General features: G+C 66.0%; 23 protein-coding genes and 1 tRNA gene. 10 read left to right on the top strand and 14 right to left on the bottom strand.

The window, feature by feature from the left end; all coding sequences use genetic code 11:
* Window positions 1-65 precede the first annotated feature (65 nt).
* A complete protein-coding gene (locus F804_RS0106200; RefSeq protein WP_022706884.1) occupies window positions 66-1,865 on the bottom strand; it encodes a site-specific integrase in 1,800 nt (599 codons plus the stop codon).
* Window positions 1,866-1,980: 115 nt separating this feature from the next.
* A tRNA-Gln gene (locus F804_RS0106195) sits at window positions 1,981-2,055 on the bottom strand.
* A gap of 94 nt (window positions 2,056-2,149) precedes the next feature.
* Between F804_RS0106195 and F804_RS0106190 the strand changes: the two genes are divergently transcribed.
* Window positions 2,150-3,322, top strand: a complete 1,173-nt coding sequence (locus F804_RS0106190) for a BaiN/RdsA family NAD(P)/FAD-dependent oxidoreductase (protein ID WP_022706883.1) — start codon at window positions 2,150-2,152, stop codon at window positions 3,320-3,322.
* Here F804_RS0106190 and F804_RS0106185 read toward each other — a convergent pair.
* Genes F804_RS0106185 through F804_RS0106170 form a run of 4 tightly spaced genes read right to left on the bottom strand, consistent with a single transcriptional unit; the run spans window position 3,319 to window position 7,808 of the window.
* Entirely contained in the window at window positions 3,319-4,629 is a 1,311-nt protein-coding gene (locus F804_RS0106185) for a mechanosensitive ion channel family protein (protein WP_022706882.1), read from the bottom strand. The genes F804_RS0106190 and F804_RS0106185 overlap by 4 nt on opposite strands.
* Window positions 4,626-5,468, bottom strand: coding sequence for a 3-deoxy-8-phosphooctulonate synthase (kdsA, locus tag F804_RS0106180; protein WP_022706881.1), 843 nt, complete (start codon window positions 5,466-5,468; stop codon window positions 4,626-4,628). Before kdsA ends, F804_RS0106185 begins: the two co-directional genes overlap by 4 nt.
* Window positions 5,465-7,171, bottom strand: a complete 1,707-nt coding sequence (locus F804_RS0106175; RefSeq protein ID WP_022706880.1) for a KpsE/RkpR family capsule polysaccharide export protein — start codon at window positions 7,169-7,171, stop codon at window positions 5,465-5,467. The genes kdsA and F804_RS0106175 overlap by 4 nt, the downstream gene beginning before the upstream one ends.
* Window positions 7,155-7,808, bottom strand: coding sequence for an ABC transporter ATP-binding protein (locus tag F804_RS0106170; RefSeq protein WP_022706879.1), 654 nt, complete (start codon window positions 7,806-7,808; stop codon window positions 7,155-7,157). The genes F804_RS0106175 and F804_RS0106170 overlap by 17 nt, the downstream gene beginning before the upstream one ends.
* Before the next feature lie 164 nt (window positions 7,809-7,972).
* Here F804_RS0106170 and F804_RS0106165 point away from each other — a divergent pair, with 164 nt between their 5' ends.
* The 4 genes from F804_RS0106165 (at window position 7,973) to F804_RS0106150 (ending at window position 12,960) form a co-directional block, all read left to right on the top strand.
* The gene (locus F804_RS0106165) at window positions 7,973-8,563 is read left to right on the top strand and encodes a uracil-DNA glycosylase family protein (protein WP_022706878.1); all 591 of its coding nucleotides are present in this window, start codon (window positions 7,973-7,975) and stop codon (window positions 8,561-8,563) included.
* 118 nt (window positions 8,564-8,681) lie between these two features.
* A complete protein-coding gene (locus tag F804_RS0106160; protein ID WP_022706877.1) occupies window positions 8,682-9,647 on the top strand; it encodes a TAXI family TRAP transporter solute-binding subunit in 966 nt (321 codons plus the stop codon).
* A gap of 87 nt (window positions 9,648-9,734) precedes the next feature.
* Window positions 9,735-12,542 carry a TRAP transporter permease gene (locus F804_RS0106155; protein WP_022706876.1) on the top strand — a complete coding sequence of 936 codons (2,808 nt, stop codon included), beginning with the start codon at window positions 9,735-9,737 and terminating at the stop codon, window positions 12,540-12,542.
* Window positions 12,535-12,960 carry a universal stress protein gene (locus tag F804_RS0106150; RefSeq protein ID WP_022706875.1) on the top strand — a complete coding sequence of 142 codons (426 nt, stop codon included), beginning with the start codon at window positions 12,535-12,537 and terminating at the stop codon, window positions 12,958-12,960. The genes F804_RS0106155 and F804_RS0106150 overlap by 8 nt, the downstream gene beginning before the upstream one ends.
* 66 nt (window positions 12,961-13,026) lie before the next feature.
* Here F804_RS0106150 and F804_RS0106145 read toward each other — a convergent pair whose 3' ends face one another.
* On the bottom strand, window positions 13,027-13,824 hold the full coding sequence (locus F804_RS0106145; protein ID WP_022706874.1) for a hypothetical protein: 798 nt from the start codon (window positions 13,822-13,824) through the stop codon (window positions 13,027-13,029).
* 164 nt (window positions 13,825-13,988) lie between these two features.
* On the opposite strand from F804_RS0106145, the gene F804_RS0106140 reads away from it, so the two are divergent.
* Entirely contained in the window at window positions 13,989-15,584 is a 1,596-nt protein-coding gene (locus F804_RS0106140; protein ID WP_022706873.1) for a peptide chain release factor 3, read from the top strand.
* 39 nt (window positions 15,585-15,623) lie between these two features.
* On the opposite strand, the gene F804_RS0106135 is transcribed toward F804_RS0106140, so the two are convergent.
* Complete coding sequence (locus F804_RS0106135; RefSeq protein WP_022706872.1) at window positions 15,624-16,046, bottom strand: OsmC family protein; 423 nt, start codon at window positions 16,044-16,046, stop codon at window positions 15,624-15,626.
* 55 nt (window positions 16,047-16,101) lie between these two features.
* A complete protein-coding gene (locus F804_RS0106130; RefSeq protein WP_022706871.1) occupies window positions 16,102-17,271 on the bottom strand; it encodes a deoxyguanosinetriphosphate triphosphohydrolase in 1,170 nt (389 codons plus the stop codon).
* A 77-nt stretch (window positions 17,272-17,348) separates the two neighbouring features.
* On the opposite strand from F804_RS0106130, the gene F804_RS0106125 reads away from it, so the two are divergent.
* Together F804_RS0106125 and xth are read left to right on the top strand one after the other, a co-directional pair.
* The gene (locus tag F804_RS0106125) at window positions 17,349-17,672 is read left to right on the top strand and encodes a HesB/IscA family protein (RefSeq protein WP_022706870.1); all 324 of its coding nucleotides are present in this window, start codon (window positions 17,349-17,351) and stop codon (window positions 17,670-17,672) included.
* A 56-nt stretch (window positions 17,673-17,728) separates the two neighbouring features.
* Window positions 17,729-18,514 carry an exodeoxyribonuclease III gene (xth, locus tag F804_RS0106120; protein WP_022706869.1) on the top strand — a complete coding sequence of 262 codons (786 nt, stop codon included), beginning with the start codon at window positions 17,729-17,731 and terminating at the stop codon, window positions 18,512-18,514.
* Here xth and F804_RS0106115 read toward each other — a convergent pair.
* Window positions 18,511-19,398 (bottom strand): cation diffusion facilitator family transporter, encoded by an 888-nt coding sequence (locus F804_RS0106115; protein ID WP_028725678.1) that lies wholly within the window; start codon window positions 19,396-19,398, stop codon window positions 18,511-18,513. The two genes, xth and F804_RS0106115, sit on opposite strands and share 4 nt — an antisense overlap.
* 244 nt (window positions 19,399-19,642) lie before the next feature.
* On the opposite strand from F804_RS0106115, the gene F804_RS0106110 reads away from it, so the two are divergent.
* Window positions 19,643-20,806, top strand: coding sequence for a BCCT family transporter (locus tag F804_RS0106110; protein WP_022706867.1), 1,164 nt, complete (start codon window positions 19,643-19,645; stop codon window positions 20,804-20,806).
* A gap of 39 nt (window positions 20,807-20,845) precedes the next feature.
* On the opposite strand, the gene F804_RS0106105 is transcribed toward F804_RS0106110, so the two are convergent.
* Both F804_RS0106105 and F804_RS0106095 read right to left on the bottom strand, forming a co-directional pair.
* Window positions 20,846-21,181, bottom strand: coding sequence for a hypothetical protein (locus tag F804_RS0106105; protein WP_022706866.1), 336 nt, complete (start codon window positions 21,179-21,181; stop codon window positions 20,846-20,848).
* Between the two features lie 136 nt (window positions 21,182-21,317).
* Entirely contained in the window at window positions 21,318-23,090 is a 1,773-nt protein-coding gene (locus F804_RS0106095; protein ID WP_022706864.1) for an extracellular solute-binding protein, read from the bottom strand.
* Between the two features lie 334 nt (window positions 23,091-23,424).
* Here F804_RS0106095 and F804_RS0106090 point away from each other — a divergent pair, with 334 nt between their 5' ends.
* Complete coding sequence (locus tag F804_RS0106090; RefSeq protein ID WP_022706863.1) at window positions 23,425-24,207, top strand: 3-hydroxybutyrate dehydrogenase; 783 nt, start codon at window positions 23,425-23,427, stop codon at window positions 24,205-24,207.
* A gap of 88 nt (window positions 24,208-24,295) precedes the next feature.
* Here F804_RS0106090 and F804_RS0106080 read toward each other — a convergent pair whose 3' ends face one another.
* Both F804_RS0106080 and F804_RS0106075 read right to left on the bottom strand, forming a co-directional pair.
* Window positions 24,296-24,625 carry a baeRF12 domain-containing protein gene (locus F804_RS0106080; RefSeq protein WP_022706862.1) on the bottom strand — a complete coding sequence of 110 codons (330 nt, stop codon included), beginning with the start codon at window positions 24,623-24,625 and terminating at the stop codon, window positions 24,296-24,298.
* 38 nt (window positions 24,626-24,663) lie between these two features.
* On the bottom strand, window positions 24,664-25,875 hold the full coding sequence (locus F804_RS0106075) for a pyridoxal phosphate-dependent aminotransferase (protein WP_022706861.1): 1,212 nt from the start codon (window positions 25,873-25,875) through the stop codon (window positions 24,664-24,666).
* Window positions 25,876-25,927: the final 52 nt, after the last annotated feature.

The raw sequence follows: 25,927 nt of genomic DNA, 5'->3' as shown, positions 1-25,927 counted from the left end.
GCAGCATCGGTCGTGCGTCTAGCGGCCGCAAAGGGCCGAAATGCGCCCTCCAACTGTTCGCCATGTCAAAACACCCTCGGCAGTGCCTCTATCAGTGGCTTGAGAAGGGGCAGGGGCGTGCGCTGGCCGTAGCGGCGATCCTCTTCCGAACTGATGGCGTGGCCCAGCAGATGATGGCGCGAGAGGTCGGGCACGTCCTGGCGGTAGCGCAGCTCGTCGGTGACGTAGTGACGGAAGGAGTGGAAGTTCTTCTTCGCGGCATCCTCGCCCAGCTGTGAGCGCAGCAGCTTGTGCCAGTTGAAGCTGATGGCATCCGACAGCGTGCCGCGCCCCTTGCGACGCTTCAGGTCCGGGAAGACCTGGCCGGTCTCGGCCTGCGCGACATGCTCCAGGAAGCCCAGCTCCAGCAGGTGCGGGTGGATCGGCACCTTGCGCTGAGAGGGGCGGTTCTTCAGGCGCCGGATTTCGGTCGGGCGGAAGTGGAAGGCCGCGATGCCGTCCTCGGTGACGATGTCCTCGCGCGCGAGGCCCGCGATCTCCTCGCGCCGCGCGCCGGTATAGGCCGCGATCAGCGGCAGCCAGTAGAGCGCGTCCCTGATGACGAGATCGCCGGGCCGGGTGCGGCGCCCCGCGCTCTGACAGCCCTGCCAGACGGGGCCTGCGAAGATGCGGCGCAAGTCGTCGCGGCTGAAGGGCGCGACCTTGTCCTGGTCGTCCTCTGGGTCGGTCTCGCGCAGATCGCGCGTGTCCAGAAGCGGATCGAGGCTCAGCCCTTCCGAGCGGGCGTGCTTGATGAGCTGCCCGACGAAGCCGAGATTGCGGTTGATCGTGGCGGCGGACAGGCCCTGTTTCCGGCCTGCGGTTTCTGCCGCCTCAATGATCTGAGGCAGCGTCATATCCCGCTCCTTCGGCGTCTTGCGATAGGTCGGGGGCAGGGCATGCATGATGTTGCTGAAGGCCATCAGGTGTTCCTGCCGCAGCTTGCGGATGTCCTCGATGCCGGTGGCCTCGTGCAGCAGCTCGGCGGTCTTGCGGATCTGGTAGGCGGTCTTGTCCGTGACCCGCCCGCGCTTCTCCTTGCGGCTGGCGAGGCGGTCCGCGACGGCTTGGAGCGCGGGATCGAATGCGGGGGCGGATTCGGATGTGGGAGTGGGCGGCGCGGCATCCTCGGCAACCGGCAGGGGCTTTCCGTCCCGCAGCCTACCCGCCATCGCCATGGCATCGTCGAAGCCCCGGTCCAGCCCCGCCTTGGACGACAGTAGCGCCGCCGCGCGGCCGTTGAGCCAGATGCGCTTGGCGTCGAAGAACTCGTGCCCGCTGATGCGCTCCTTCCCCGCGATCCCCGCCACGCGGCGCCGGATGCGGTTCTCGACCGGCTCGGTGGCCGCGTCGCGGCCGAGGATGACCTGGTATTCGTTGATGCGGTCCAGATCGGCCTCGGAATAGCCGCGCGCGGTCAGCTCGCGCCGCTCGTCCTCGTCCAGCTCCAGCTCGATGCCCTTGCGGGCGATGAGGCGCAGCGCCTCGCCCGCCAGATGGTCCTGATGCGCGCTCTCGACCGGGTTGCCGGTCTGCGGCAGATGGAACGCGGCGCGGTCGCGCCTGGCGGATCGCTCCAGCTCTTCCCGGATGACGGTCTCCAGCCATTCATGCGCCACCTGCGGCGTCAGTCCTTCCATGCCCATGCGGTCGAACACCCTCTCGCTCTCGGCGGTCACGATGACGGCCAGCCTGCGCGCTGTCCACGGGCAAGCGGTCCGCAGCGAGACCTGGAGGTTCGCGGCGTCGGATTCGGCACGTTTGGGAATGCGGCGGCGCCAGGTGTAGATCGCGCCCCGGCGGAAGACGAAATTGGCAATGCCCATGGCAGGTCCCTCGATTGGGGACACAGGCTCCATGATGGACAGTGATGATGGACAATGGTCCAGATCGGCTGTCCGCCCTCGATAAGACGAGCTATCTCAACGACTTACTGGAAGTTGGCTGGGGCGGTAGGATTCGAACCTACGGTACACGGTACCAAAAACCGTTGCCTTACCACTTGGCTACGCCCCAACTGTGGGAGGGTGATTACTCAACCTGTTCGGGGGGTGCAAGTCGAAAATTCAGAAATCTTGTTCCTTTTTCATCAGGGCTATATGCGACTGTCATGGAACACTGGGACATAGTCATTTTGGGTGCCGGCGCGGCCGGTCTGTTCTGCGCCGGATCGGCGATCGCGCAGGGAAGGCGGGTGCTGGTGCTGGATCATGCCGCCAAGCCGGCCGAGAAGATTCGGATCTCGGGCGGGGGGCGGTGCAACTTTACGAACATGGCGACGGCGCGGGATCGATTCCTGTCGGCGAATCCCAGATTCGCGGCCAGCGCGCTGTCGCGCTACAAGCCCGCCGACTTCGTGGCGCTGGTGGATGCGGCGGGAATCGCGTGGCACGAGAAGACGCAGGGCCAGCTTTTCTGCGACGGGAAGGCGACGCAGATCACGAACATGCTGCTGAACCGCATGCGCGGGGCCGAGCTGCGCCTGCAGACCCCGATCGACAGCGTCGAGCGTGATGGCGACGGCTTCCGGCTGCGGGGTGTCGGCGTCGATATTCGCACCGCAAGGCTGGTGGTCGCGACGGGGGGCAAGTCCATTCCGAAGATCGGCGCGACGGGCTTTGCCTATGACCTGGCGCAGCAATTCGGCCTGCGCATGGTCGAGACGCGCCCGGGCCTTGTCCCGCTGACCTTTGCCGAACAGGACCTTGCGCTGTGCAAGCCCTTGGCCGGGATCGCGACGGATGCGCGGATCGCGCATGGCGGGGGCGATTTCAGCGACGCGCTTCTCTATACCCACCGCGGGATCAGCGGGCCCTCGATCCTGCAAATCTCGAGCTTCTGGAAGGCGGGCGAGGAATTGCGCGTCGACCTCGCGCCCGGAACGGATATCGCGGCCTGGCTGCGTGACCAACGGGGGCAGGCGGGTCGGACCGCGGTGGCGACCATCCTGTCGCGCGTCCTGCCCGAGCGTCTTGCGCATGCCATCGCCGACGAGGCAGGGTTGTCGAAGGCCCGCCTTGCCGACCAGAACAACAAGCAGCTGGACCGCCTTGCGGCACGGATCAACGCCTGGACCCTGCGCCCCGTGGGCACCGAAGGATACCGCACTGCCGAGGTGACGCTTGGCGGGGTCGATACGCGCGATCTGGACGCCAAAACGATGGAGGCGCGGTCGGTTCCCGGCCTTCATTTCATCGGTGAATGCGTCGATGTCACCGGGTGGCTGGGCGGCTACAACTTCCAATGGGCATGGGCGTCGGGCCACGCCGCGGGACAGGCCTAGCGCGAGGGGTTCAGCAGGTCGCGCCCGTCATCCACGCGCTCGCGTTCGATGATCTCCTCGAAGGCGGCGTCCGGGCCCAGATCGCGCAGGCGCGGATCGGCAGGACGCGGGCGGCGCTGCGGTGCCGCGGCCTCGGCGGTGTCGGGCTGTTCGATCTGGATCTTGTGGACCAGCTCGGGCGGCAGGAAGCCCTTGGCGTCCAGCGCGTGGTGCAGCAGGCGGAACGCCTCGCCGCGCGCGAGGTCGAAATCGGTGCCGTCCTGCGAGACCCAGCCGCCCGCGCGCAGGATCAGGTGTTCGGGGCCCGCGACATCCAGCCAGGCGACAGGCTCGGGGCGCTTCATCACGAAATCCATCCCCGCCATCGTCTTCAGCGCCAGGTCCCGCGCGCGGCCCAGATCGGCGGCGGGGTCCAGCGTGATGTCGACCATGAAGCGACGCTCGGGGTTGCGGGTGAAGTTCGTCAGCACCGCCTTGTAGATGATCTGGTTCGGGATGCGGATATGGTTGCCGTCCAGCGTCAGCAGGGTCGTGCCGCGGCTGGTCAGGCGGATCACGCGACCGCGCAGGCCGTTCACCTCGATCAGGTCGTTCGGGTTGAAGGGCTGGCGAAGCGACAGAAGCATCGTCGCGACAAATCCCTCGATCGTGTCGCGGGCGGCGAAGCTGAGCGACAGGCCAAAGATACCGGCGGCCCCCAGCAGTGTCCCCAGCAACGCGCGTGCGCCCATCAGGTCCAGCGCGACGACCAGCGCGACGATCCACGCGGTCAGCCGGATGGCCTGCGCCAGAAAGCCCGCGATGAAGGGGTTGGGCGCAATCCGTGCCAGCGTCTTTTCCCGCCTGGACAGCCAACTGCCCAGCAGGACGATCAGCGTGCCGACCAGCAGACCCAGGGCCACGAAGGGCAGGCCCGCGATCACCGCCGTCAGGCGCGACTGGAACCTTGCGCGCACCGATTCCAGCCGCGTCGCCAGGTCGGTCGAGGGTGCGACCTCGTTCCGGATCGACACAACGCCGTCGACGCGCCCGACCAGGCCCAGAAGGCGCTCGATCGCCTCCTGCTCGGCGACCTCGCCGTCAAGGGTGACGATGCCGGCATCGACCTCGGCCCGGATGCCGTCGAATTCGGGGATCTGGGCCAGGATGCTGCCGATGCGGTTCAGGATCGCCAGATCCGTCGCCCCGATATCCCCGACCGAGATGGTGCCCGCCGGGGCCGCGCCCCCGGTGTCCTCTTGTGCCGCAACGGGCGCCGCCAGCAGGGGCAGCGCCAGCATCGCGGCAAGGATCAACCTGCGGATCATGCGTTCAGCGGATCGGCCTTGGCCAGACGGTCGAATTCCATCAACGAGCGGATCAGCGCGGGCATCCGTTCCAAGTGGATCATGTTCGGCCCGTCCGAGGGCGCGTTGTCAGGATCCTCGTGCGTTTCGATGAAGACGCCGCCGACGCCAAGCGCGACCGCCGCGCGGGCCATGACCGGGGCGAATTCGCGCTGGCCGCCCGATGCGCCGCCAAGCCCGCCGGGCTGCTGGACCGAATGCGTGGCGTCCATGATGACGGGATAGCCCGTGCGCGCCATGATCGGCAGCGACCGCATGTCGGCGACCAGCGCGTTATAGCCGAAGCTGGCCCCGCGTTCGGTCAGCAGGATGTTCTCGTTCCCTGTCGAGGCGACCTTGGCGGCCACGTTGGGCATGTCCCAGGGTGCCAGGAACTGGCCCTTCTTGATGTTGACGACGGCGCCGGTCTCGCCCGCGGCAAGCAGCAGGTCGGTCTGGCGGCACAGGAAGGCCGGGATCTGGATGATGTCCACCACGCCCGCCGCCTTGCGCGCCTGGTCGGCATCGTGGATGTCGGTCAGCACGGGGCATCCGAAGGCGTCGCGCACATCGGACAGGATGCGCAGCCCCTCGTCGATGCCCAGGCCGCGCCGACCCGACAGCGATGTCCGGTTGGCCTTGTCATAGCTGGCCTTGAAGACATAGGACGCGCCCGCATCTTCGCAGGCTTTGGCCATCGTTTCCGCGATCATCATCGCGTGGTCGCGGCTTTCCAGCTGGCAGGGGCCGGCGATCACCGTCAGCGGCAGATCGTTGCCGCAGGTGATGCGCCCGATCCGGATATGTTTCTGTTTCGTCATGTAGAAACCTGTTCTCGTAGGATGGAGGCCGTCAGAGACGTCATCAGATAGATGCCTGAAAAAATCAGGAACGCCACGATGGTGTTCTGGAAGGCCTTTGGATAGGTCGCCTCGTCCGGGGGGATCGGCGCGACCGAGATGGAGAGATAGCGGACCTGCTTGTTCGCCTCGATCCGTGCAGTTTCCATCTGTGCGGCGGCGGCTGCAAGCAGTTCCTGCCGTGTCGCAAGCTCGGCCTCGGCCACGCGCAGGCGCCCGGTGATCGCGGCAAGGGAACTGCGGTCGTCGCTTCCTTCGGTCAGCTGGGTGCGCGTGGTCTCGATCATCTCTCGCAGGCGGACGATATCGCCGCGCACCGCGTCGACGCGGCTCTGGACCGGGCTGGGATTGGCCAGAAGCTGCCCCAGCTCCAGCTGCTTCTCGGTCAGCTGACCTTCCAGCGAGGACACCTGTCCCATCACGACGCTGCTTTCGGCGGTGGGGTCCAGGACGCCCAGCTGTTCCTGCAATTCCTGGACGCGGATCTGGGCGGCCAGCATCTTCGCCTCGGCATCCTCGTAGGATTCCGCGGCACCGTCCATCTGGTCCGAACGCAGCCGCGATGTCAGCGTGTCCACCTGCTCTTCGGCATAGGAGATGAGCGCGCGGCTGAATTCCTCGGAAAGGTCGGCCGACGGGGCGATCACCTCCATGTTCAGGACGCCTTCGGTCGGGTCATAGCCGATCTTGACCGAATCCTTGTAGACGCCATAGGCCTCTTCGTTGGTCGCGTCCTCGGCCAGGCGCTGGACCGGGTCGATGGACGCCTCCTGGAAGGCGCGCTTGAAGCCGTGATCGGCGTCCAGCCGCAGCATCGCGTTCCGCGAGGTCAGATAGCTTTGCACCGCCACGGCGTCGGTATTCGTGGACATGGCCGCCCCGGCCAGCGCGGCGCCGATCCCGCCGCCCGATCCGCCGCCATCCGCGCTCTGGATCTGGAACTGCGATTCCGTGGCATAGAGCGGGCTTGCGACGGTGGTATAGTACCAGCTGACCAGCGCGGTCGGGATGAAGACGAAGATCAGCAGCCGCAGCGCCAGCATCGCCAGCCTGCGCCTGCGCCTGCGCGCGATGTCCTGCTGGATGCGGAAGATCTCGGCCGCGCGCTTGTCCTCGGTCAGCTGCTCGCGAGAGGGGAGGTTGGGCGCGTCGCCGCCCGGCACGGTGCTGGGCAGCTGCGGGCGGATCGCGGGGGCGTTCGGCGCGGGTTCGGCCTGCGCGCGCTGCCCTTCCGAATTCAGGATCTGGCCCACGGCACCGCGGTGGGACGGGTCGATCCCGCGTTCGCGCAGGCGCAGGACGGCCTCTTCGTCGCTCGACACCTCGATCTTGTGCAGCTGCGCGATGCGGCGGGCGATGCGCAGCTGGCGCGGGGTCAGCTTCTCTTCGCGGATGGCGGCCAGCTTGGCGTCCAGTTCGCCCGAGGGGGCGTCGTTGGCGGGCTTGGCCCCGCCGGGGGGCAGCATCCCCTCGAACCCGTCCGCGATCTCTTCGGTGGCGGTGAAGCGCTTCATCTTCTCGGCCCGGATCTGCGCGGCGTTGGGCAGGGCTTCCTTGGCGGCGTCGGTCGCGGCTTCGGGCGTGGCGCGGGTTTCCCCCGCGCCCGGCTTGACGGATTCCGAGACCGAACCATGGAAGCGGCGCGCCTTAGGCGGTGTAATCATAATATTGCTTGGCCTCGTCCAAAGTCTCGAACATGTACAGCTTGCCGTCGCGCAGGACGGCGGCACGATTGCAGAACTTCTCGATCGTCTTGGGCTGGTGCGACACGATCACCGTGGTCGAGGTCTGCAGACGCTCGAACAGCACTGTACCCGCCTTGCGGTTGAATTCCACATCCGTCGTCTGCGGCATCCCCTCGTCGATCAGGTAGATGTCGAAATCCAGCGCCAGAAGCAGGGCGAAGTTGAACCGCTGCCGCATCCCCGCCGAGTAGGTGCCGACCGGCATGTCGAAATATTCCGCGATGTCGCACAACCAGCGCGTGAAGGCCGAGACGTAATCCGGATCCAGCCCGTAGATGCGCGCGATGTACCGCGCGTTCTCGTTCGCGCTGTGCCGGCTGACAAGGCCGCCCATGAACCCCAGCGGGAAGGAAATGCGGCAGTCGCGGCGGATGCGCCCCTCGTCGGGTTGTTCCAGGCCGCACATCATGTTGATCAGCGTCGTCTTGCCCGTCCCGTTCGGCGCCAGGATCCCGAGCGAGTTGCCCAGTTCCACGCGGAAGGACGCACGGTCCAGGATGACCTTGTGCTGCTTGCCTGTCCAGAATGCCTTGGAGACGTTGTCGAATTCGAGCATGGCCCTGATTCACCGGCAGAATTTGTGCAAGGGGCCAGCCATGCAGGACGCCCCATCCCTTGGCCGCGACATTAGTTTCCCCCGTTCCCGCTGTCCACCCTTGGACCAGTTGATCCCGAAACCCCCGGTTGTGGCCAGCGCCGAACGCCACGATATTGCCTCAAATGAAGGATATCGACGATCTGAGGGCGCGGATCGGGGCCTGCCGCATCTGCGCCGAGCGCTTTGCAGCGACCGCGACACGCCATGCGCCGCGGCCCGTCGTCTGGTTCGGACAGGGCGCACGCATCCTGATCGTGGGGCAGGCACCCGGCGCGCGCGTGCATGAAAGCGGGCGTCCCTTCACCGACCGGTCGGGGGATCGCCTGCGCGAATGGATGGGCGTGGATCAGGACCTGTTCTACGACCGCGCGCGCATCGCGATCGTGCCGATGGCCTTCTGCTTTCCGGGCTATGACGCCAAGGGGTCCGATCTGCCGCCCCCGCCGATCTGCGCGGCGACATGGCGCGGACAGGTCGTGGACCACCTGCGCCCGCGCCTGACGCTGCTGGTCGGCGGGCATGCGATGCGCTGGCATCTGGGGCGGGGGAACGTCACGCAGACCGTGGCGGATTGGCGCGAATTCGGCCCCGATACGGTGCCGCTGCCTCATCCAAGCTGGCGCAATACCGCGTGGCTGCGCCGCAACCCGTGGTTTGCCCGCGATCTGCTGCCGGTGCTGCGCGAACGGGTGGCAGCGGTGCTGCACGACTGACCCGAAGCCCGCCGGGGATTGTCAAAACCGCCGGATTGTCTAAGCATGAAGGGGTCTTGCGTCGAAGGTGGCCGCGGCATATCCGCCCCTTCCGCATAGCGACAAAGGGAGAAGCAGCATGAGCAAACTGAAACCGATCCTGTTCGGCACGGCCTTCGCGCTGGTCGCGGGCCCCGCGCTGGCCCAGGAAGAGCAGTTCATCACCATTGGCACCGGCGGCCAGACGGGCGTCTACTACGTGGTCGGCCAGTCGATCTGCCGTCTCGTGAACCGCGACACCGCCGAGACGGGCCTGCGCTGCACGGCACCGGCGACAGGCGGGTCGATCGACAACATCAACCAGATCAAGTCCGGCGGCATGACGATGGGCGTCGCGCAGTCCGACTGGCAGTTCCACGCCTATAACGGCAGCTCGGACTTCGAGGGCGACGCCTTCGACAAGCTGCGCGCCGTCTTCTCGGTCCATGCGGAACCCTTCACCGTCGTCGCGCGTGCGGACAGCGGCATCGAGAAGTTCGAGGATCTTGCCGGCAAGCGCGTGAACGTGGGCAACCCCGGTTCGGGCACCCGCGGCACCTTCGAGATCGTGCTGGACACGATGGGCATGTCGATGGACGACTTCTCGCTGTCCTCGGAACTGCGCCCGGCGGAACAGTCGGCCGCACTGGGCGACAACCAGGTCGATGCCATCAGCTATACCGTCGGCCACCCGAACGGCTCGATCCAGGAGGCGACCTCGACCGTGGACGCGCGCCTGGTCACCGTCGCGGGCGACGCGATCGACAGCCTGATCGCCGAGAACCCCTACTATGCCAAGGCCACCATTCCGGGCGGCATGTATGCGGGCAATGACGAGGACACCGAAACCTTCGGCGTCAAGGCGACCTTCGTCACCTCCGAGGACATCCCCGAAGAGACCGTCTACCAGGTCGTGAAGGCCGTCTTCGACAACTTCGACCGCTTCAAGGGCCTGCACCCGGCATTCGCCAACCTCACCCCCGAGGAAATGGTCGCCGACGGCAACAGCGCGCCCCTGCATCCGGGCGCCGAGCGTTACTATCGCGAGCAGGGCTGGGTCGAGTGATCCGGTCCTGACCAGAAGGGCGGCCCCATCGGGCCGCCCTTTCATCATGAAGCAATAAAGACAAATCCAGATCCAAGGGGTGCCGTGATGAGCGAGACGGACAGAGAGGCGGAGCGCCGCCAGCAACAGGCCAGCGCGGTCGAGATGGGCGCCTCGGGCCGAGGAGAACTGAGCCAGGCCGAGCTGGACGAGCTTGTCGCGTCATCCGACACGGGCGCGCGGACGCCCCCCGGTTTCGTCGGGCGGCTGATCCTGACGGTGGCCCTGTGCTGGTCGCTGTTCCAGCTGTGGATCGCCTCGCCGCTGCCCTTCATGCTGAATTTCGGCATCGTCAGCGCGACGGATGCGCGTTCGGTCCACCTGGCCTTTGCGCTGTTTCTGGCTTTCATGGCCTATCCCGCTGAAAAATCACCGTTCCAGCTGGGTCTTGGCATCGTCGTTCCGCTGATCCTCAGCGGGTTGTTCATCTATGGATCGCCGGCAAGCATGCCGATCTGGTTCATCGCGCTGGTCGCCATCGGGCTGATCGGCGCCATCCTGATGGGGTCGCCCAAGGCATGGGTCCCGCCCTGGGAATGGGCGCTGGCGATCCTGGGCGTGGTCGCGACCATGTATGTCTTCGTCTTCAGCGACGAGCTGGGCCGCCGCGTCGGCGCGCCGATCACGCGCGACCTGATGATCGCAGTCGTCGGCATCCTGCTGCTGCTGGAGGCCACGCGCCGCAGCCTCGGGCCCGCGCTGATGATCGTGGCGACGGTGTTCCTCGTCTATACGTTCCTCGGGCCCTACATGCCCTCGATCATCGCGCATCGGGGCAATTCGCTGACCGAGGTCGCCAACCACCAGTGGATCACGACCGAGGGCGTCTTCGGCATCGCGCTGGGCGTCTCGACCAGCTTCGTGTTCCTGTTCGTGCTGTTCGGCGCACTGTTGGACAAGGCGGGCGCGGGCAACTACTTCATCCAGGTCGCATTCTCGATGATGGGCCACATGCGCGGCGGACCGGCCAAGGCGGCCGTGGTCAGCAGCGCGATGACGGGCCTGATCTCGGGGTCGTCCATCGCCAACGTGGTCACCACCGGCACCTTCACCATCCCGCTGATGAAGAAGGTCGGGTTCAATTCCGAAAAGGCCGGCGCGGTCGAGGTCGCATCCTCGGTCAACGGCCAGATCATGCCGCCCGTCATGGGGGCAGCGGCCTTCCTGATGGTCGAATATGTGGGCATCCCCTATTTCGACGTGGTCAAGCACGCCTTCCTGCCCGCCACGATCAGCTATATCGCGCTGGTCTACATCGTCCATCTCGAGGCGATGAAGGCCGGGATGCAGGGCCTGCCGCGCGCCTATACGCCGCCGCCGATCCTGCGCCGCCTGCTGGGCACCGCCTTCCTCGTCGCGGGCGTCTGCGCGCTGTCGCTGATCGTCTATTACACGATGGGCTGGATCCGTCCCGCCTTCGGTGCCGCCGCGCCCTACGTGGTCTTCGCGCTGCTGACCGCCGCCTATGTCGCGCTGCTGTGGGTCGCCTCGAAGGAAGAACCGCTGCATCTTGACGATCCGAACGCCCCCGTGACGCAGCTTCCGCTGCCGGGGCCGACGGTGCGGTCGGGCCTGCACTTCATCCTGCCGGTCGTCGTGCTGGTCTGGGCGCTGATGGTGGACCGCCTGTCGCCGGGCCTCTCGGCCTTCTGGGCGACGGCCTTCATGATCTTCATCCTGGTCACGCAGCGCCCCCTGATGGTGATGCTGCGCGGCGAGGACGGGTCGGGCAACAAGGGCGCGGGCACGGCCCTGCGTTCGGGCGTGAACGACCTGGTCGACGGCCTGATCTCGGGCGCGCGCAACATGATCGGCATCGGCATCGCCACGGCGACCGCGGGCATCATCGTGGGTGCGGTCAGCCAGACCGGCGTCGGTGCCGCGCTGGCCGACGTGGTCGAGGTGCTGTCTGGCGGCAACCTGCTGGCCATCCTGGGCCTGACGGCGGTCCTGTCGCTGATCCTGGGGATGGGCCTGCCGACCACGGCGAACTACATCGTCGTCTCGGCGCTGCTGGCACCCGTCATCGTGACCCTCGGGCAGCAGAACGGGCTGATCGTGCCGCTGATCGCGGTGCACCTGTTCGTCTTCTACTTCGGGATCATGGCGGACGTGACGCCGCCGGTGGGGCTTGCCTCCTTCGCGGCTGCGGCCGTGTCGGGCGGCGATCCGATCCGCACGGGGGTCGTGGCGTTCTTCTACAGCCTTCGGACCGCGGCGCTGCCGTTCCTGTTCATCTTCAACACGGATCTTCTGCTGATCGACGTGGGCTGGGTGCAGGGCATCTTCGTCTTCGTGACGGCGACCATCGCGATGCTGCTGTTCGCGGCCTCGACCCAGGGGTGGTTCATCGTCCGCAACCGCATCTGGGAGGGCGTGGCGCTGCTGCTGATCGCCTTCACCATCTTCCGTCCGGGCTTCTTCTGGGGTTATGCCTTCCCGCCCTTCGAGGAACGCCCCGCGACCGAATTCGTCCAGGCGCTGGAGGACAGCGTCCCGGGCGAGGGGCTGCGGCTGCGCATCTCGGGCTTCAACGACATCGGCACCCCGACCGAGTTCTCGGCGCTGCTGGAGGTCCCCGAGGGCGAGACCGGCGAGGATCGCCTGGCCGCCGCCGGGATCGAGCTGATCGAGGATGGCGAGAAGGTCGTGATCGACAACGTGGCCTTCGGCAGCCCCGCGCAGGATGCCGGCCTGGACTGGGATCAGACGATCATGGCGGTGCGCGCACCGGCCGACGCGCCGTCGCGTTACTGGATCTATATCCCGGCATTCCTGCTGCTGGGGCTGGTGGTCTGGGCGCAGCGTCGCCGCACCGCGCCGACGACCGATGCGAAAGGGGCAAGCCATGCATGACAACATCCTTCTGCCGATCGACCTTCAGCATCCTGAAAGCTGGGCCAAGGCCCTGCCGGTCGCCAAGCGGCTGGCAGCGGATCGGGGCGTGATCCACCTTCTGGGGATCGTCCACGACTTCGGCAGCTCGATGGTGGCGACCTTCCTGCCGCGCGGCTACGAGGAGAAGATCCTGCAGGCCCAGAAGGTCGAGCTGGACCGCTTTGCCGACACGCATTTCGACGATCCGTCGCGCGTGAAGGTCCATGTCGGGCACGGCCATATCGCCGAGACCATCCTGCGCGCGCAGGAGAAATATGCCGCCGACCTGATCGTCATGGCGACCGATCAGCCGGACGAGCTGCGCAGCATCCGCGTCAGTCGCGACGCGAACGCGGTGGCGCGTCATTCGCCGGTCTCGGTGATGATCGTGCGCTGAGCGCACATCCGGCATCGGTTCATGCGGCGCGGGCGATTGTCCGCGCCGCATTGCGTTTGACGGGTATCAGGACGCGCGCCCGGGATGCGGTGTCGGGACGCTTGGCTGCCCGCGCCGCCAGCCCATCGCGTGCAGCGCATGGATCGCGGCCAGCGTCGGTGTCGCGCCGTCGCACAGGGACTGGTTCAGCACCCCTTCGCCCAGCCTTGCCCCGAAGGACCCGTCGGACCGTTGCGATGCGATCAGGTCCGCGGCGTGCCTGCCCGGATCGAAGCCGGGATCGATCAGCGTCAGTGACACGAGGGTCGATGCGAGGTCGGTCGTGTCCCGCCTGTCGGATGCGTCCTGCAGCAGCCATTGCAGCCGGTCGTGGATGCGGGTGACGGCCCACCGATCCGACAACTGCGGGCGGGCGGTCCCGAACCGCCACAGGTGCAGCATGAGCGTCAGGCTTGTTTCCGCATCGGCGCGATCCAGCAGGCGCTCAGCCTTGGGGAGAAGGTCGTGCTTGGCGAATGGCAGGCGGTCGGTCAGGGGCAGGCCCGTGTCCGACGCCAGTTGATCGCAGGCCAGCCGCCACGGCTGCGTATCCGGCGCGCCCGCCTGCATCAGCAGCAGCGTCGTCCCGTCGCGTGCGCCCTCGGTGACGCGCAGCGCGGCATCCCGCAGCAGATCGGGGGGTAATCGCCTGCCGACCAGCGACTCCAGCGGGGAGGGCCTTCCGCGCAGCGCCGACAGCATCGGTGCCAGCCGCCCGGTCGCGGCAAGCGCGGGCAGCGCGGGATGGTCCGCGGGGCAGGGGTCGGGCAGGTCCATGATGTGCCGCCGCAGCCATTCGAGGCCGCGTTCCGCCAGAAGCCGCATCGATCTGTCCCGTGGCGCGGGCATACCCTGTCCCCGTCTTGCGCAACCGATGGGGTCGGATCATGCGCCGATCGCTGCGGCGCACAAGCCCCGCATTGCAGACAATTCTACGCGGTGCCTCGTGGCGATTGCCTTGTCCACACGGGCGCGGTAAAGCGCTGGCCATGACAAACCGCCCCGAACTTCCGCCCGAAATCGCACGCCGCCGGACCTTCGCGATCATCTCGCACCCGGATGCCGGCAAGACCACGCTGACCGAGAAATTCCTTCTGTATGGTGGCGCCATCCAGATGGCCGGACAGGTGCGCGCCAAGGGCGAGGCGCGGCGAACGCGGTCGGACTTCATGAAGATGGAACAGGATCGCGGGATCTCGGTCTCGGCCTCGGCGATGTCCTTCGATTTCGACGGGTTCCGGTTCAACCTGGTGGACACGCCGGGTCACAGCGATTTCTCGGAAGACACCTATCGCACGCTGACGGCGGTGGATGCGGCGATCATGGTGATCGACGGCGCCAAGGGCGTCGAATCCCAGACGCGCAAGCTGTTCGAGGTGTGCCGCCTGCGCGATTTGCCGATCCTGACCTTCTGTAACAAGATGGACCGCGAATCCCGCGAGACCTTCGAGATCATCGACGAGATCCAGGAGAACCTGGCCATCGACGTGGCGCCCGCCAGCTGGCCCATCGGGGTCGGCCGCGATTTCCTTGGCTGCTATGACATGCTGAACGACCGATTGGAGCTGATGGACCGCGCCGACCGCAACAAGGTCGCGGAATCCATCGCCATTGACGGTCTGGACGACCCCAAGCTGGCCCAGCACATCCCCGACCACCTGCTGACGCAGCTGCGCGAAGAGATCGAGATGGCGCGCGAGCTGCTGCCGACCTTCGACCGCCAGTCCTTCCTGGAAGGGCACATGACGCCCATCTGGTTCGGCAGCGCGATCAACAGCTTTGGCGTGCAGGAGCTGATGAAGGGCATCAGCACCTACGGGCCCGAGCCGCAGCCGCAGAACAGCGCCGACCGCGAGATCGCCCCCGAGGAAAAGAAGGTCACGGGCTTCGTCTTCAAGGTCCAGGCGAACATGGACCCCAAGCACCGCGACCGCGTGGCTTTCGTGCGTCTTGCCAGCGGGCATTTCGAACGCGGGATGAAGCTGACGCATGTGCGGTCCAAGAAGCCCATGGCCGTCAGCAACCCGGTCCTGTTCCTGGCCGCCGACCGCGAACTGGCCGAAGAGGCATGGGCCGGCGACATCATCGGCATTCCGAACCACGGCCAGCTGCGCATCGGCGATGCCCTGACCGAGGGCGAGGCCCTGCGTTTCACCGGCATCCCCAGCTTTGCGCCCGAACTGCTGCAATCGGTCCGGGCGACCGATCCGATGAAGGCAAAGCACCTTGAAAAGGCGCTGATGCAGTTCGCCGAAGAAGGCGCGGCCAAGGTCTTCAAGCCGATGATCGGTTCGGGCTTCATCGTGGGCGTCGTGGGTGCGCTGCAGTTCGAGGTGCTGGCCAGCCGGATCGAGCTGGAATACGGCATCCCCGTCCGCTTCGAGGCCAGCCAGTTCACCAGCGCGCGTTGGGTGGCCGGACCGAAGGACAAGGTCGAGGCGTTTTCCAACGCGAACAAGCAGCACATGGCGCTGGACCATGACGGCGATCTGGTCTTCCTGACCCGCCTGCAATGGGACATCGACCGCGTGGGTCGCGACCATCCCGACCTGTCGCTGACCGCGACCAAGGAAATGATGGTCTGAAACGATGACGCCCGGTCCGACAGGACCGGGCGTTTCGCATTACGCCATCTTGGCGTCCATCGTGATCTCGGCGTTCAGCAGCTTCGAGATCGGGCAGCCGGCCTTGGCCTTGTCGGCAATCTCCATGACCTTGGCCTGATCGGCATCGGCTTTGATCGAGGTCTTCAGATGGGCCTTCTTGACGGCGAAGCCGTCGCCCTCCTTGTCCATCGAGATCTCCGAGGTCGTCTCGATCGCGACGCCCGAGATGCCTTCCTGTTCCAGCATCATCGCCAGCGCCATCGAGAAGCAGGACGCATGCGCCGCGCCGATCAGTTCCTCGGGATTGGTGCCGGGCTTGTCCTCGAAGCGGGTGTTGAAGCCGTAGGGCTGGTCCGACAGCGCGCCGGACTGGCTGGACACCTGGCCCTTGCCTTCCTTGAGGCCGCCTTCCCATTTCGCAGATCCGGTCTTGGTGATCATCCGATCCTCCTTTGGTGTCGGGTTGCGTCGGGCAGTCAACGCAACCCGGCCCGGATCAGTTCGAACTGTCGGGAAACAGCCGGTGATGTTCCGCGATGGCGAAGCGGTCGGTCATGCCCGCGACATAGTCCAGCACCAGCCGCGCGCGTTCCGTGCGGTCGGGCAGGGCCAGCGCGGCGCGGTGCCACTGGTCGGGCATGCATTCGGGCGTGTCGAGGAACAGCGGGAACATGTCGTTCACCATCTGCGTCACCGACTTGCGTTCCACGACCACGGAAGGGGCGCGGTACATGCGCTGGAACAGGAAGGACTTGATCGCCTTGATGTTCTGATAGAGCGGCTTCGAGAAGCGGATGATCGGCCCCTCCATCCCGCGGATGTCGTCCACCGATTGCGGCTGCAGCGCGGCAAGCCGGTTCTCGGCCACGGCGATCACATCCTCGACCATGACGCCGAAGACGCGGCGCAGCGCCTCGTAACGGCGACGCTGCGCATCCAGATCGGGATAGAGGCGGTCCACATCGGCGAAGGCGGGGCCGATCACCGGAAGTTCGGCCAGATCGCCTTCGGTGAACAGGCCCGCGCGCAGCCCGTCATGCAGGTCGTGGTGATTGTAGGCGATGTCGTCCGCCACGGCCGCGACCTGCGCCTCGGCGCTGGCATTCGTCGCAAGCTCCAGATCCCAGTCGGCATTCACCTCGGCCAGGGCATAGGGCAGGTCGCCCGTGACGGGGCCGTTATGCTTGGCGATGCCCTCGAGGCTCTCCCAGGTCAGGTTCAGGCCGTCGAAATCGGCGTAGTGACGCTCCAGCCGCGTGACGATGCGCAAGGCCTGGGCGTTGTGGTCGAAGCCGCCGTAAGGCTCCATCAGGACGGCCAGCGCATCCTCGCCCGTGTGGCCGAAGGGCGGGTGGCCCAGGTCATGCGCCAGCGCCACGGTCTCGGCCAGGTCGGTGTTCAGCGACAGCGCGCCCGCGATGGTGCGGGCGACCTGCGCGACCTCGATGGTGTGGGTCAGGCGCGTGCGGAAATAATCGCCGCGATAGGCTTCGCCGTCCTGTTCCACGAAGACCTGCGTCTTGTGCTTCAGCCTGCGGAAGGCGCTGGAATGGATGATCCGGTCGCGGTCGCGCTGCCAGGGCGAACGGAAGGTGGACAGCTGTTCGGGGCTCAGCCGGCCACGGCTGTCCTCGGGCTTGCAGGCATAGGGCGCGAGTGCGGTCACGTGTTGCAGGGCCTTCCTTGCGAGTGTTCGCATCAGACCCTATATTTCCCCGTGTCGGACGAAAACGGGAACGACCCATGAACTTGCCACCCAAAGTCACCGAGCGGGCCTATGACAGGCTGGCCGAAATCAACGCGGGAAAGGACCCCGTGGCGCTGCGCGTCGCCGTGTCCGGCGGGGGATGTTCCGGCTTCCAGTACGACATCCGGCTGGACAAGCCCGAGGATGACGACCTGGTCCTGGAAAAGGGCGGCCAGCGGGTCGTGGTCGATCCGGTGTCGTTGCCGTTCCTGGCCAATGCCGTGATTGACTTCACGGACGAACTGATCGGCGCGCGCTTCGTGATCGAGAATCCGAACGCCACCAGCAGCTGCGGCTGCGGGACGTCCTTCTCGATGTAGGGCCGCCCCATCCGGGGCGGTTGCCAAATCCGGGGGCGGCGCTAAAGATGCCGCCCATGAAAATCGCAAGCTTCAACATCAACGGCGTCAAGGCACGCATCCAGGCGCTCAGCGACTGGCTGGCCTCGACCGATGCCGATCTGGTCGTCCTGCAGGAAATCAAGTCCGTGGACGAGAACTTTCCGCGCGAGCATTTCGAGGACATGGGCTGGCGGGTCGAGACGCATGGCCAGAAGAGCTTCAACGGCGTCGCGATCCTGTCGAAGCTGCCGCTGGAGGACGTGACCCGCGGCCTGCCCGGCGACGACGAGGACGAGCAGGCCCGCTATATCGAGGCGACGGTGATCGGCGATCACGCGGTCCGCATCGCGGGCCTGTACCTGCCGAACGGCAACCCCGCGCCGGGTCCGAAATACGACTACAAGCTGGCATGGATGGAACGGCTGCGCCTGCGCGCCGAGGAGCTGCTGGCATCCGAGATGCCCGTGATCATGCTGGGCGACTACAACATCATCCCCGAGCCGCGCGACGCGGCCAATCCGCAGAAATGGACCGAGGACGCCCTGTTCCGCCCCGAAAGCCGCGCGGCCTTCCGCCGGATCGTGAACCAGGGCTGGACCGATGCGGTGCGCATCCGCGACCCGCATGCGACGCGCGGGCCCTTCACCTTCTGGGATTACCAAGCAGGGGCGTGGAACAAGGATGACGGCATCCGCATCGACCACCTGCTACTGTCCCCGCAGGCCGCCGATCTGATGGTCGAGACGGGCGTGGATCGCGATGCCCGCGCGGGCGAGAAGCCGAGCGATCACGTCCCGGTCTGGGTCCGCCTGCGGGACTAGAGGACGAGGACGCCCGAATGCTTGGCCTTGTGTTCGGGCTCGACATGGATGGTGATCTGCGCATCGGGCAGCAGCGCCTTCAGTGACCCCTCGATCCGGTCGCAGATCGCATGGGCATCGGCCACGCTGGTCTGCCCGTCGATCACCAGGTGGAAGTCGATGAAGGTCACCGCGCCTGCATGTCGCGTGCGCAGGTCATGCGCCTCGATCGCGCCGGTGGCTTTGTCCGAGATGATGTCGCGGATCGCCTGCAGCGTCTCGTCGGGGACGGCCTCGTCCATCAGGCCGCCGATGGATGCGGCCATGACGCGCCAGCCCGACCACAGGATGTTCAGCCCCACCAGCATCGCCAGCAGCGGGTCCAGCACCGCCCAGCCCGTGGCATGGGCCAGCGCCACGCCCAGCAGCACCCCGGCGGATGAGACGACATCCGACAGCAGGTGCCGCCCGTCGGCCACCAGCGCGGGCGAGCGCAACCTGCGCCCCTGCACCAGCAGAACCCGGCACCAGATCGCGTTCAGTGCGCCCGCGACGGCGTTGATCGCAAGACCCGCTGCGGGGGCATCGATCATGCGGGGGGCGCGGAACGCCTCCCATGCCTCGTGCAGGATCACCAGGGCCGCGACGATGATCAGCACGCCTTCCAGCACGGCCGAGAAGAACTCGGCCTTGTGGTGGCCATAGGGGTGGCCGTCATCCGCCGGGCGCTGCGCCACGCGGATCGCCACCAGCGCCGCCACGGCGGTCGCCACGTTCACGATGCTTTCCAGCGCGTCCGACATCAGCGCGACCGACCCCGTCAGCCGCCATGCCAGCGTCTTGAGCGCAAGGACTAACAGGCCCAGCAGGATGCTGCCCGTCGCAAGTTTCATAACCGTGGACATGCGGGACCCCCGTTCCGCCATGATCAAGGCTGCCCTTTGACAGATGCGGAGGGGCGGCTCAACCCTTCCGATGTTTTTGATTGACTAAGCAATCAATATCCATCATTCTTAGCTCATCAAACAAATAAGCGGCACCCGTATGCCGCGCCGGTGACGACTTGGCGGCGGCAGTCCAGCACTGCCGCTGCGCTTGTTCGGGCCGGTCACCCAGAAGATCATTCGATTGCGAAAACAAGGATCGCATATGACGCCGATCATAACCGTCGCATATCTAAGCGTTCTTGCCTGCGCGGTGTTCGTGCTTGTCCGCTGGCCGCGCCTGCCGATGCGTGGCGAATCGCCCGTCGGCCTGTTCACGCTGATCGCGCTGCTGTTCACCGCCGGCCTGGACATGGGCCTCGTGATGCTGCCGCTGAGCGAATTCCCCGTCTACGAGGAAGACGGCGCCTTCGCCTTCACCAACGCCCTGGCCGTCGAGTTCGGCATGTGGGGACCGCTGGTCTGGCTGATGTATTTCGTCGCCACCTTTTATTTCGTGGCCATCGAGCCCAAGCTGAAGCTGTTCGAGATCCCGCTGGTGAAATGGGTCTACAACCTGACCGTCATCGCGACCTGCTCGTTCACCTGCTACCTGTTCATGACCAGCCTGCCGGGCTATGCCCCCGAGATGTCGCAGACGGCGATCTGGGTGCTGGTCGTGGTGGTGATCGGTGCTGCCGTCATCTCCAGCGGCAACATGAATGTGATGAAATGGCTCGCCATCATCTCGAGCTACGGCTTCGGCACGCTGGCCTTCACCGCGCTTGCCATGATTGCCTTCGTCTACAGCCGCGTGGGCATGTCCGATTTCGTGGGCAATGTCGGCCTGCTGATGGATTACTTCCGCCACCTGCCGCGCTTCTCGACGCCCATCAACGATTATCACGAGTTCTACCTGTTCTGGTGGTTCGCGTGGTCGATCATGATCGGCCAGTTCGTGGCGCGCTTCGTGGGCGGGCTGAACACCTGGCAGCTGGCGCTGGCGATGGTCTTCCTGCCGGCGGTGCCCCTGGGGCTGTGGTTCTGCGTGCTGTTCGTCTATCATCAGGGTTCGATCGCGATCCCCGGCTGGCTGAACTGGTTCATGATCGGCGTGGGCGTGGTCTTCGTGATCAACTCGCTCGACAGCCTGATCCGTCTCTATTCGGCCAATCTGGGCTGGTCGCGAGAGAACCTGGGCGATCGCCGCTACTATCCGCTGCATTTCGCGATGCAGCTGGGCCTGGTCGCCGCCTACATGTTCACCCCGTTCGAGATCCACTGGGTGGGTCTGACCGTCGCGGGCCTCTATGGCGTCATCTACGTGATGCTGATCATGAAGAGGGGCAAGCTGAAGGGCTTGCCCGCAGAGCCCGCGCTTCGGGCGTAAGAACTGAAGACGCCGCCCGGCGGGGCGGCGTCTTTCGTTTCAGCCATCCTCGGCGTTGTCGCCATCGTCGCCGAAGCGGGCATCGTCGGCAAACTCGTCCTCGCCCTCGTTGACGTATTTGGAGCTGAGCCGGATCGACTGGTTGTCATGCACGGGGTCCATGACGATGTCCGACGGGATCTCTCCTCGCAGCCATTCGCGCATCTCCTCGCGGACTTCCTCGGGTTCCTGGCCTGTGACCTCGGTCAGGTATTCGACGAAGGCGCGCTGGTCGCCGTCGATCTCGTCCAGGTCGGCTTCGTCGACCTCGGGCCACTTGTCGGTGATCGCCTCGTAGAAGGCGCTCCAGTTCTCTTGGACGTGGTGCCACTTCATCAGTAGTAACTCCCTCCTGCGGGAAGGCTGCCCTGGGTCCAGCGGGCAACCCCGGTGATATCCTCGCCGACACCTGCGACGGTGTTGCAGCCGGCCAGCGTCGCGCAGGCCAGAATCGTAACACACAAGATCCGCATCAGTTCGCCTCCTGCCACCAAACATCCGGCATGAAGCCGGGCCAATCCCCGTAAACCGGTATGTGATCAGGGTATTCAAGCCGCGTGGCATGGGCCAGACGCGAAACGGGGGAATAGTTCACAGGTATGACATAGCGCCCGGCCGTCAGCACACGATCCAGTGCGCGGACGGCGGCGATGTAGTCGTCGCGATCCTCGGCGGCGGCCATCGCGTCGATCGCGGCCTCGGCGGCGGGGCTGTCCATCCCCATCCAGTTGCGGCTGCCCGGATCGGACACGCCCGACGCCCCCCAATAGAGCCGCTGTTCATTGCCGGGCGACAGCGACAGGCCGCGTTCGTACCAAGTCATGTCGAAGGCATAGTTGTTGGTCCGCTGCACGAATTGCGCGGAATCCAGCATGGTCACGTTGGGGCGGATGCCCAGGGGGCGCAGCGCCTCGACGAAGATGTTGACCATCTGCAGCACCTCGGAGCCGCTGCGCATCGCGCTGCCGTTCTGGTTCAGCAGGATCTCGAATTCGAAGGGGCGTCCGTCCGCATCGGCCATGCGGCCGTCCTGCACGGTCCAGCCCGCATCCTCCATCAGCTTCATGGCGCGGCGGATGGCGGGGCGGTCCATCGCGCGTTCCGCGCCTTCGGGCAGGCCGTAACCCTCGATGGTGCCGGGGGGCAGGGTGTCGGCATGGGGGGCCAGCAGTTCGGCCTCGCGCCCGGTCGCGGGTCCCTCATCCATCGACAGGTAGCTGTTCGAGAAATAGGACGTGATCCGCGGATCGTTTCCGCCGTTCAGCACCCGGTTGATGAAGCGGAAGTTGAACATCTCGATCATGGCCTGCCGCACGCGCCAGTCGTCGAAGATCGGGTTGCGGGTGTTCATGACCAGCCCCACGATCCCCGAGGGGCGTTCCTGCGGGATCTCGGACAGGGTCACGTCGCCGCGCTGGACGGCGGGAAAATCGAACTCGGTCTGCCATTTCTGGGCCGAAAGCTCACGCCAGACATCGACCTCGCCGGCCTTGAACGCCTCGAACATCGCATTGCCATCCGCGAAATAGTCGTAGCGGATCGCGTCGAAATTATAGAGCCCCGCATTCAGTGGCAGATCGGCGCCCCAGTAGTCGGGGTTCCTGCGGAAGGTGATCGAGCGGCCCGGATCGACGCTCTCGATGACATAGGGGCCGCTGCCGATAGGGGGCTCCAGGCTGGACTGGGTGAAATCCTGCCCCTCCCACTGGGATTTCTTCAGGATGGGGCGCATGCCCATCAGCAGGGGCAGTTCGCGGTCGATCTCGTTGAAGGTGAAGCGGATGCTGCGGGGGCCGGTCTTCTTCAGCGTCTCGACCTTGGACCAGGCGCCCAGGTATCGCGGATGCCCCTGTGTGCCCAATGTCTCGTAGCTCCAGATCACGTCGTCCAGCGTGACGGGGCTCCCATCCGAGAATCGGGCCTCGGGGCGCAGCGTGAATTCGACCCAGGAGCGGTCAGGGGCCACATCCACGCTTTCGGCCAGCAGGCCGTACAGCGTGAAGGGTTCGTCGATCGACCGCATCATCAGGGCTTCGGTGACGTGAACGCCCACGCCCCATGCGGGATTGCCCTTGAGGATCCAGGGTTTCAGGCTGTCGAAGCCCCCGGGCTCGGCCAGCCGAATCGTGCCGCCCTGCGGCGCTTCGGGGTCGGCATAGGGCAAATGCGCGAAACCGGGCTCCAGTGCCGGTTCTCCATAGATTGCAATGCCATGCGCGGGATCGGCAAGGGTTGTCAGCGGCATTGCTGCAACACCGCACGCAAGGGCGCCCAAGGCGGCACAGACCCGCGCTGACGCAGATTTGTTAAGGATTTCGTAGATTCGCATTGCCTGCCGCCCCGAGCCTTCTTGTTTGGCAACATTATCAACAGGCTTGGCGGGGGTGCGTCAACCAAACCCGGAAGTTCGGTGTTGGACTCGGGCGGTTCCTCGCGTATAAATAACCCACTGCTCGATAGGTTTCTTGCCTGTATGAAACCTGCCTCATGACTTGCGCCCGCCTTGTGCGGGCGCTTTTTTTTTCTCATGCTGCGACTGCGAAGGGCGCGTCCGCCCGGTCAAAGCAGGAGGTTTCCCCGTGTTCGAGAAGTTTCTGGTCGGCAAGACCGCCGTCATCACCGGCTCCAACTCCGGGATCGGGCTGGGCGTGGCCAGCCGCCTTGCGCGGGCAGGGGCGAACGTGGTCCTGAACAGCTTCACCGACCGCGACGAGGATCACGAGCTGGCAGCCAAGCTGGCCGCCGAACACGGCGTCGAGGCGCGCTATATCAAGGCCGACATGTCCAAGGCGGACGAATGCCGCGCTCTGGTCGAGAAGGCGGGCCGCTGCGACATCATCGTGAACAACGCGGGCATCCAGCATGTCGCGGCCATTCCCGATTTCCCGACCGAGAAATGGGACGCGATCATGGCGATCAATCTCAGCTCGGCCTTCCACACCATTGCCGCCGCGCTGCCGATGATGCGCGAGGCGGGCTGGGGCCGCGTCATCAACATCGCCTCGGCGCATGGCCTGACCGCCAGCCCCTACAAATCCGCCTATGTCGCGGCCAAGCACGGCATCGTCGGGCTGACCAAGGTGACGGGGCTGGAAACGGCGCGCGATCCGATCACCGCGAACGCGATCTGCCCCGGCTATGTCCACACGCCGTTGGTCGAGGCGCAGATCCCCGACACGATGCAGAAATACGGGATGGATCGCGAGGAGGTGATCGAGAAGGTCATCCTGGAACGCCAGCCGTCGAAGGAATTCGCCACGACCGACCAGCTGGGCGATACGGCGGTATTCCTGTGCAGCGACGCGGCCGCCCAGATCACGGGCACCACGATCAGCGTGGACGGCGGCTGGACCGCGCTGTGAGGATTCCGCGCGGCATGAAGGAACTACTGTTCTGGTTCCTGGGCGTCCCCTTGGGGGGCGTCCTTCTGATGGCCGTGCTGGCGCAGCTTCAGTGAAGCGCGGATGCCGCGGCCTCGGGCTGCGGCGCGATCGCCTGCGCGACCTCCTTGCGCAGGCGGAACTGCAATTCCTTGTGATAATGCCGCCGCAGGGTCCGCAGCGTGTCGGGATCCGCGATGATCGCGATGTCGTCGAAACGCTGCTGGCAGGCCAGCGCGTTCAGGTGGCTGGCAAGCGCCTCGGGGAAATACGCGGCGCTGCCGTCAGCAGGGTCGAGGCTCTCGGAGGGTTCGAGAAGCAGCCCGTAACGCGACACGTTACGGAACAGCGTGGCAGAGCGGCCGTCGGCGACGACCACGATGGCGTCATGTGGCAGCATGTGTGTCTCCAATAATGGCTTGGAGACTTAACGCATGTTTATCCGCCGAAGTTGCACCCCTCGCAGAAGCGGCGGATCCGTGCGACCGCCTCGGTCAGCTGTTCGTCCGATGTGGCATAGCTGATGCGGAAATGCGGCGAGAGGCCGAAAGCCGCACCGAAGACCACGGCCACGCCTTCCTCGTCCAGAAGCGCGTTGGCGAATGCCTCGTCGTCGTCGATGCGGGTTCCGGCGGCGCTCGTCGCCCCGATCAGTCCCGCGATGGATGGATAGACGTAGAACGCCCCCTGCGGCGTCGGGCATTCGATACCGGGACATTCGTTCAGCCCGGCCACGACAAGGTCGCGACGGCGCTGGAACACCGCGCGGCTGTCGCGGATGTAGTCCTGCGGGCCGTTCAGCGCGGCCTCGGCGGCGAACTGGCTGATCGAGCTGGGGTTCGAGGTCGATTGCGACTGCAGCTTGGCCATCGCGGCGATCAGCGGGCGCGGCGCGGCCCCGTATCCGATGCGCCAGCCGGTCATGGCATAGGCCTTGCTGACGCCGTTCATGGTCAGCACGCGGTCCTTCAGTGCGGGTTCGACCTGCGCGGGGGTGCAGAATTCGAAGCCGTCGAAGACCAGGTGTTCGTAGATGTCGTCGGCCAACACCCAGACATGGGGGTGGCGCAGCAGCACCTCGGTCAGCGCCTTCATCTGCGCGCGGTCGTATCCCGCCCCCGACGGGTTCGAGGGAGAGTTCAGGATCAGCCACTTGGTGCGCGGCGTGATCGCGGCCTCCAGCGCCTCGGGGGTCAGGCGGAAGCCCGCCTCGATGGTGCAGGGCACGACGACTGGTTTCCCGCCCGCCAGCAGCACCATGTCGGGATAGCTGACCCAGTAGGGCGCGGGGATGACCACCTCGTCGCCATCGTCCAGCGTGGCCATCAGCGCGTTGAACAGTATCTGCTTGCCGCCGGTGCCGACGGTGATCTCGGCCGGGGTATAGTCGAGGCCGTTCTCGCGGGCGAACTTGTCCACGATCGCGCGCTTCAGCGAGGGCGTGCCATCGACGGCGGTGTATCGCGTCAGGCCGCGGTCGATCGCCTGCTTGCCGGCCTCGCGCACGTTCTCGGGCGTGTCGAAATCGGGCTCGCCCGCCGACAGACCGATGATGTCGCGGCCTTCCGCGCGCAGCTCCGCGGCGCGGGTGGTCATCGCGATGGTGGGCGAGGGCTTGATCCGGGCAAGCCGGTCGGAGATGAGGGCCATGGTCGCTGTCTCGTCGGTTTGAACTGCGGGCCGGACTGGCTTACGCTGCCCC

The sequence above is a fragment of the Paracoccus zeaxanthinifaciens ATCC 21588 genome, from assembly GCF_000420145.1.
GTDB classification, from domain to species: Bacteria; Pseudomonadota; Alphaproteobacteria; order Rhodobacterales; family Rhodobacteraceae; genus Paracoccus; species Paracoccus zeaxanthinifaciens.
The sequence above is the reverse complement of the archived record's forward strand: the minus strand, read 5'-3'. Positions and strand labels throughout refer to the sequence as shown.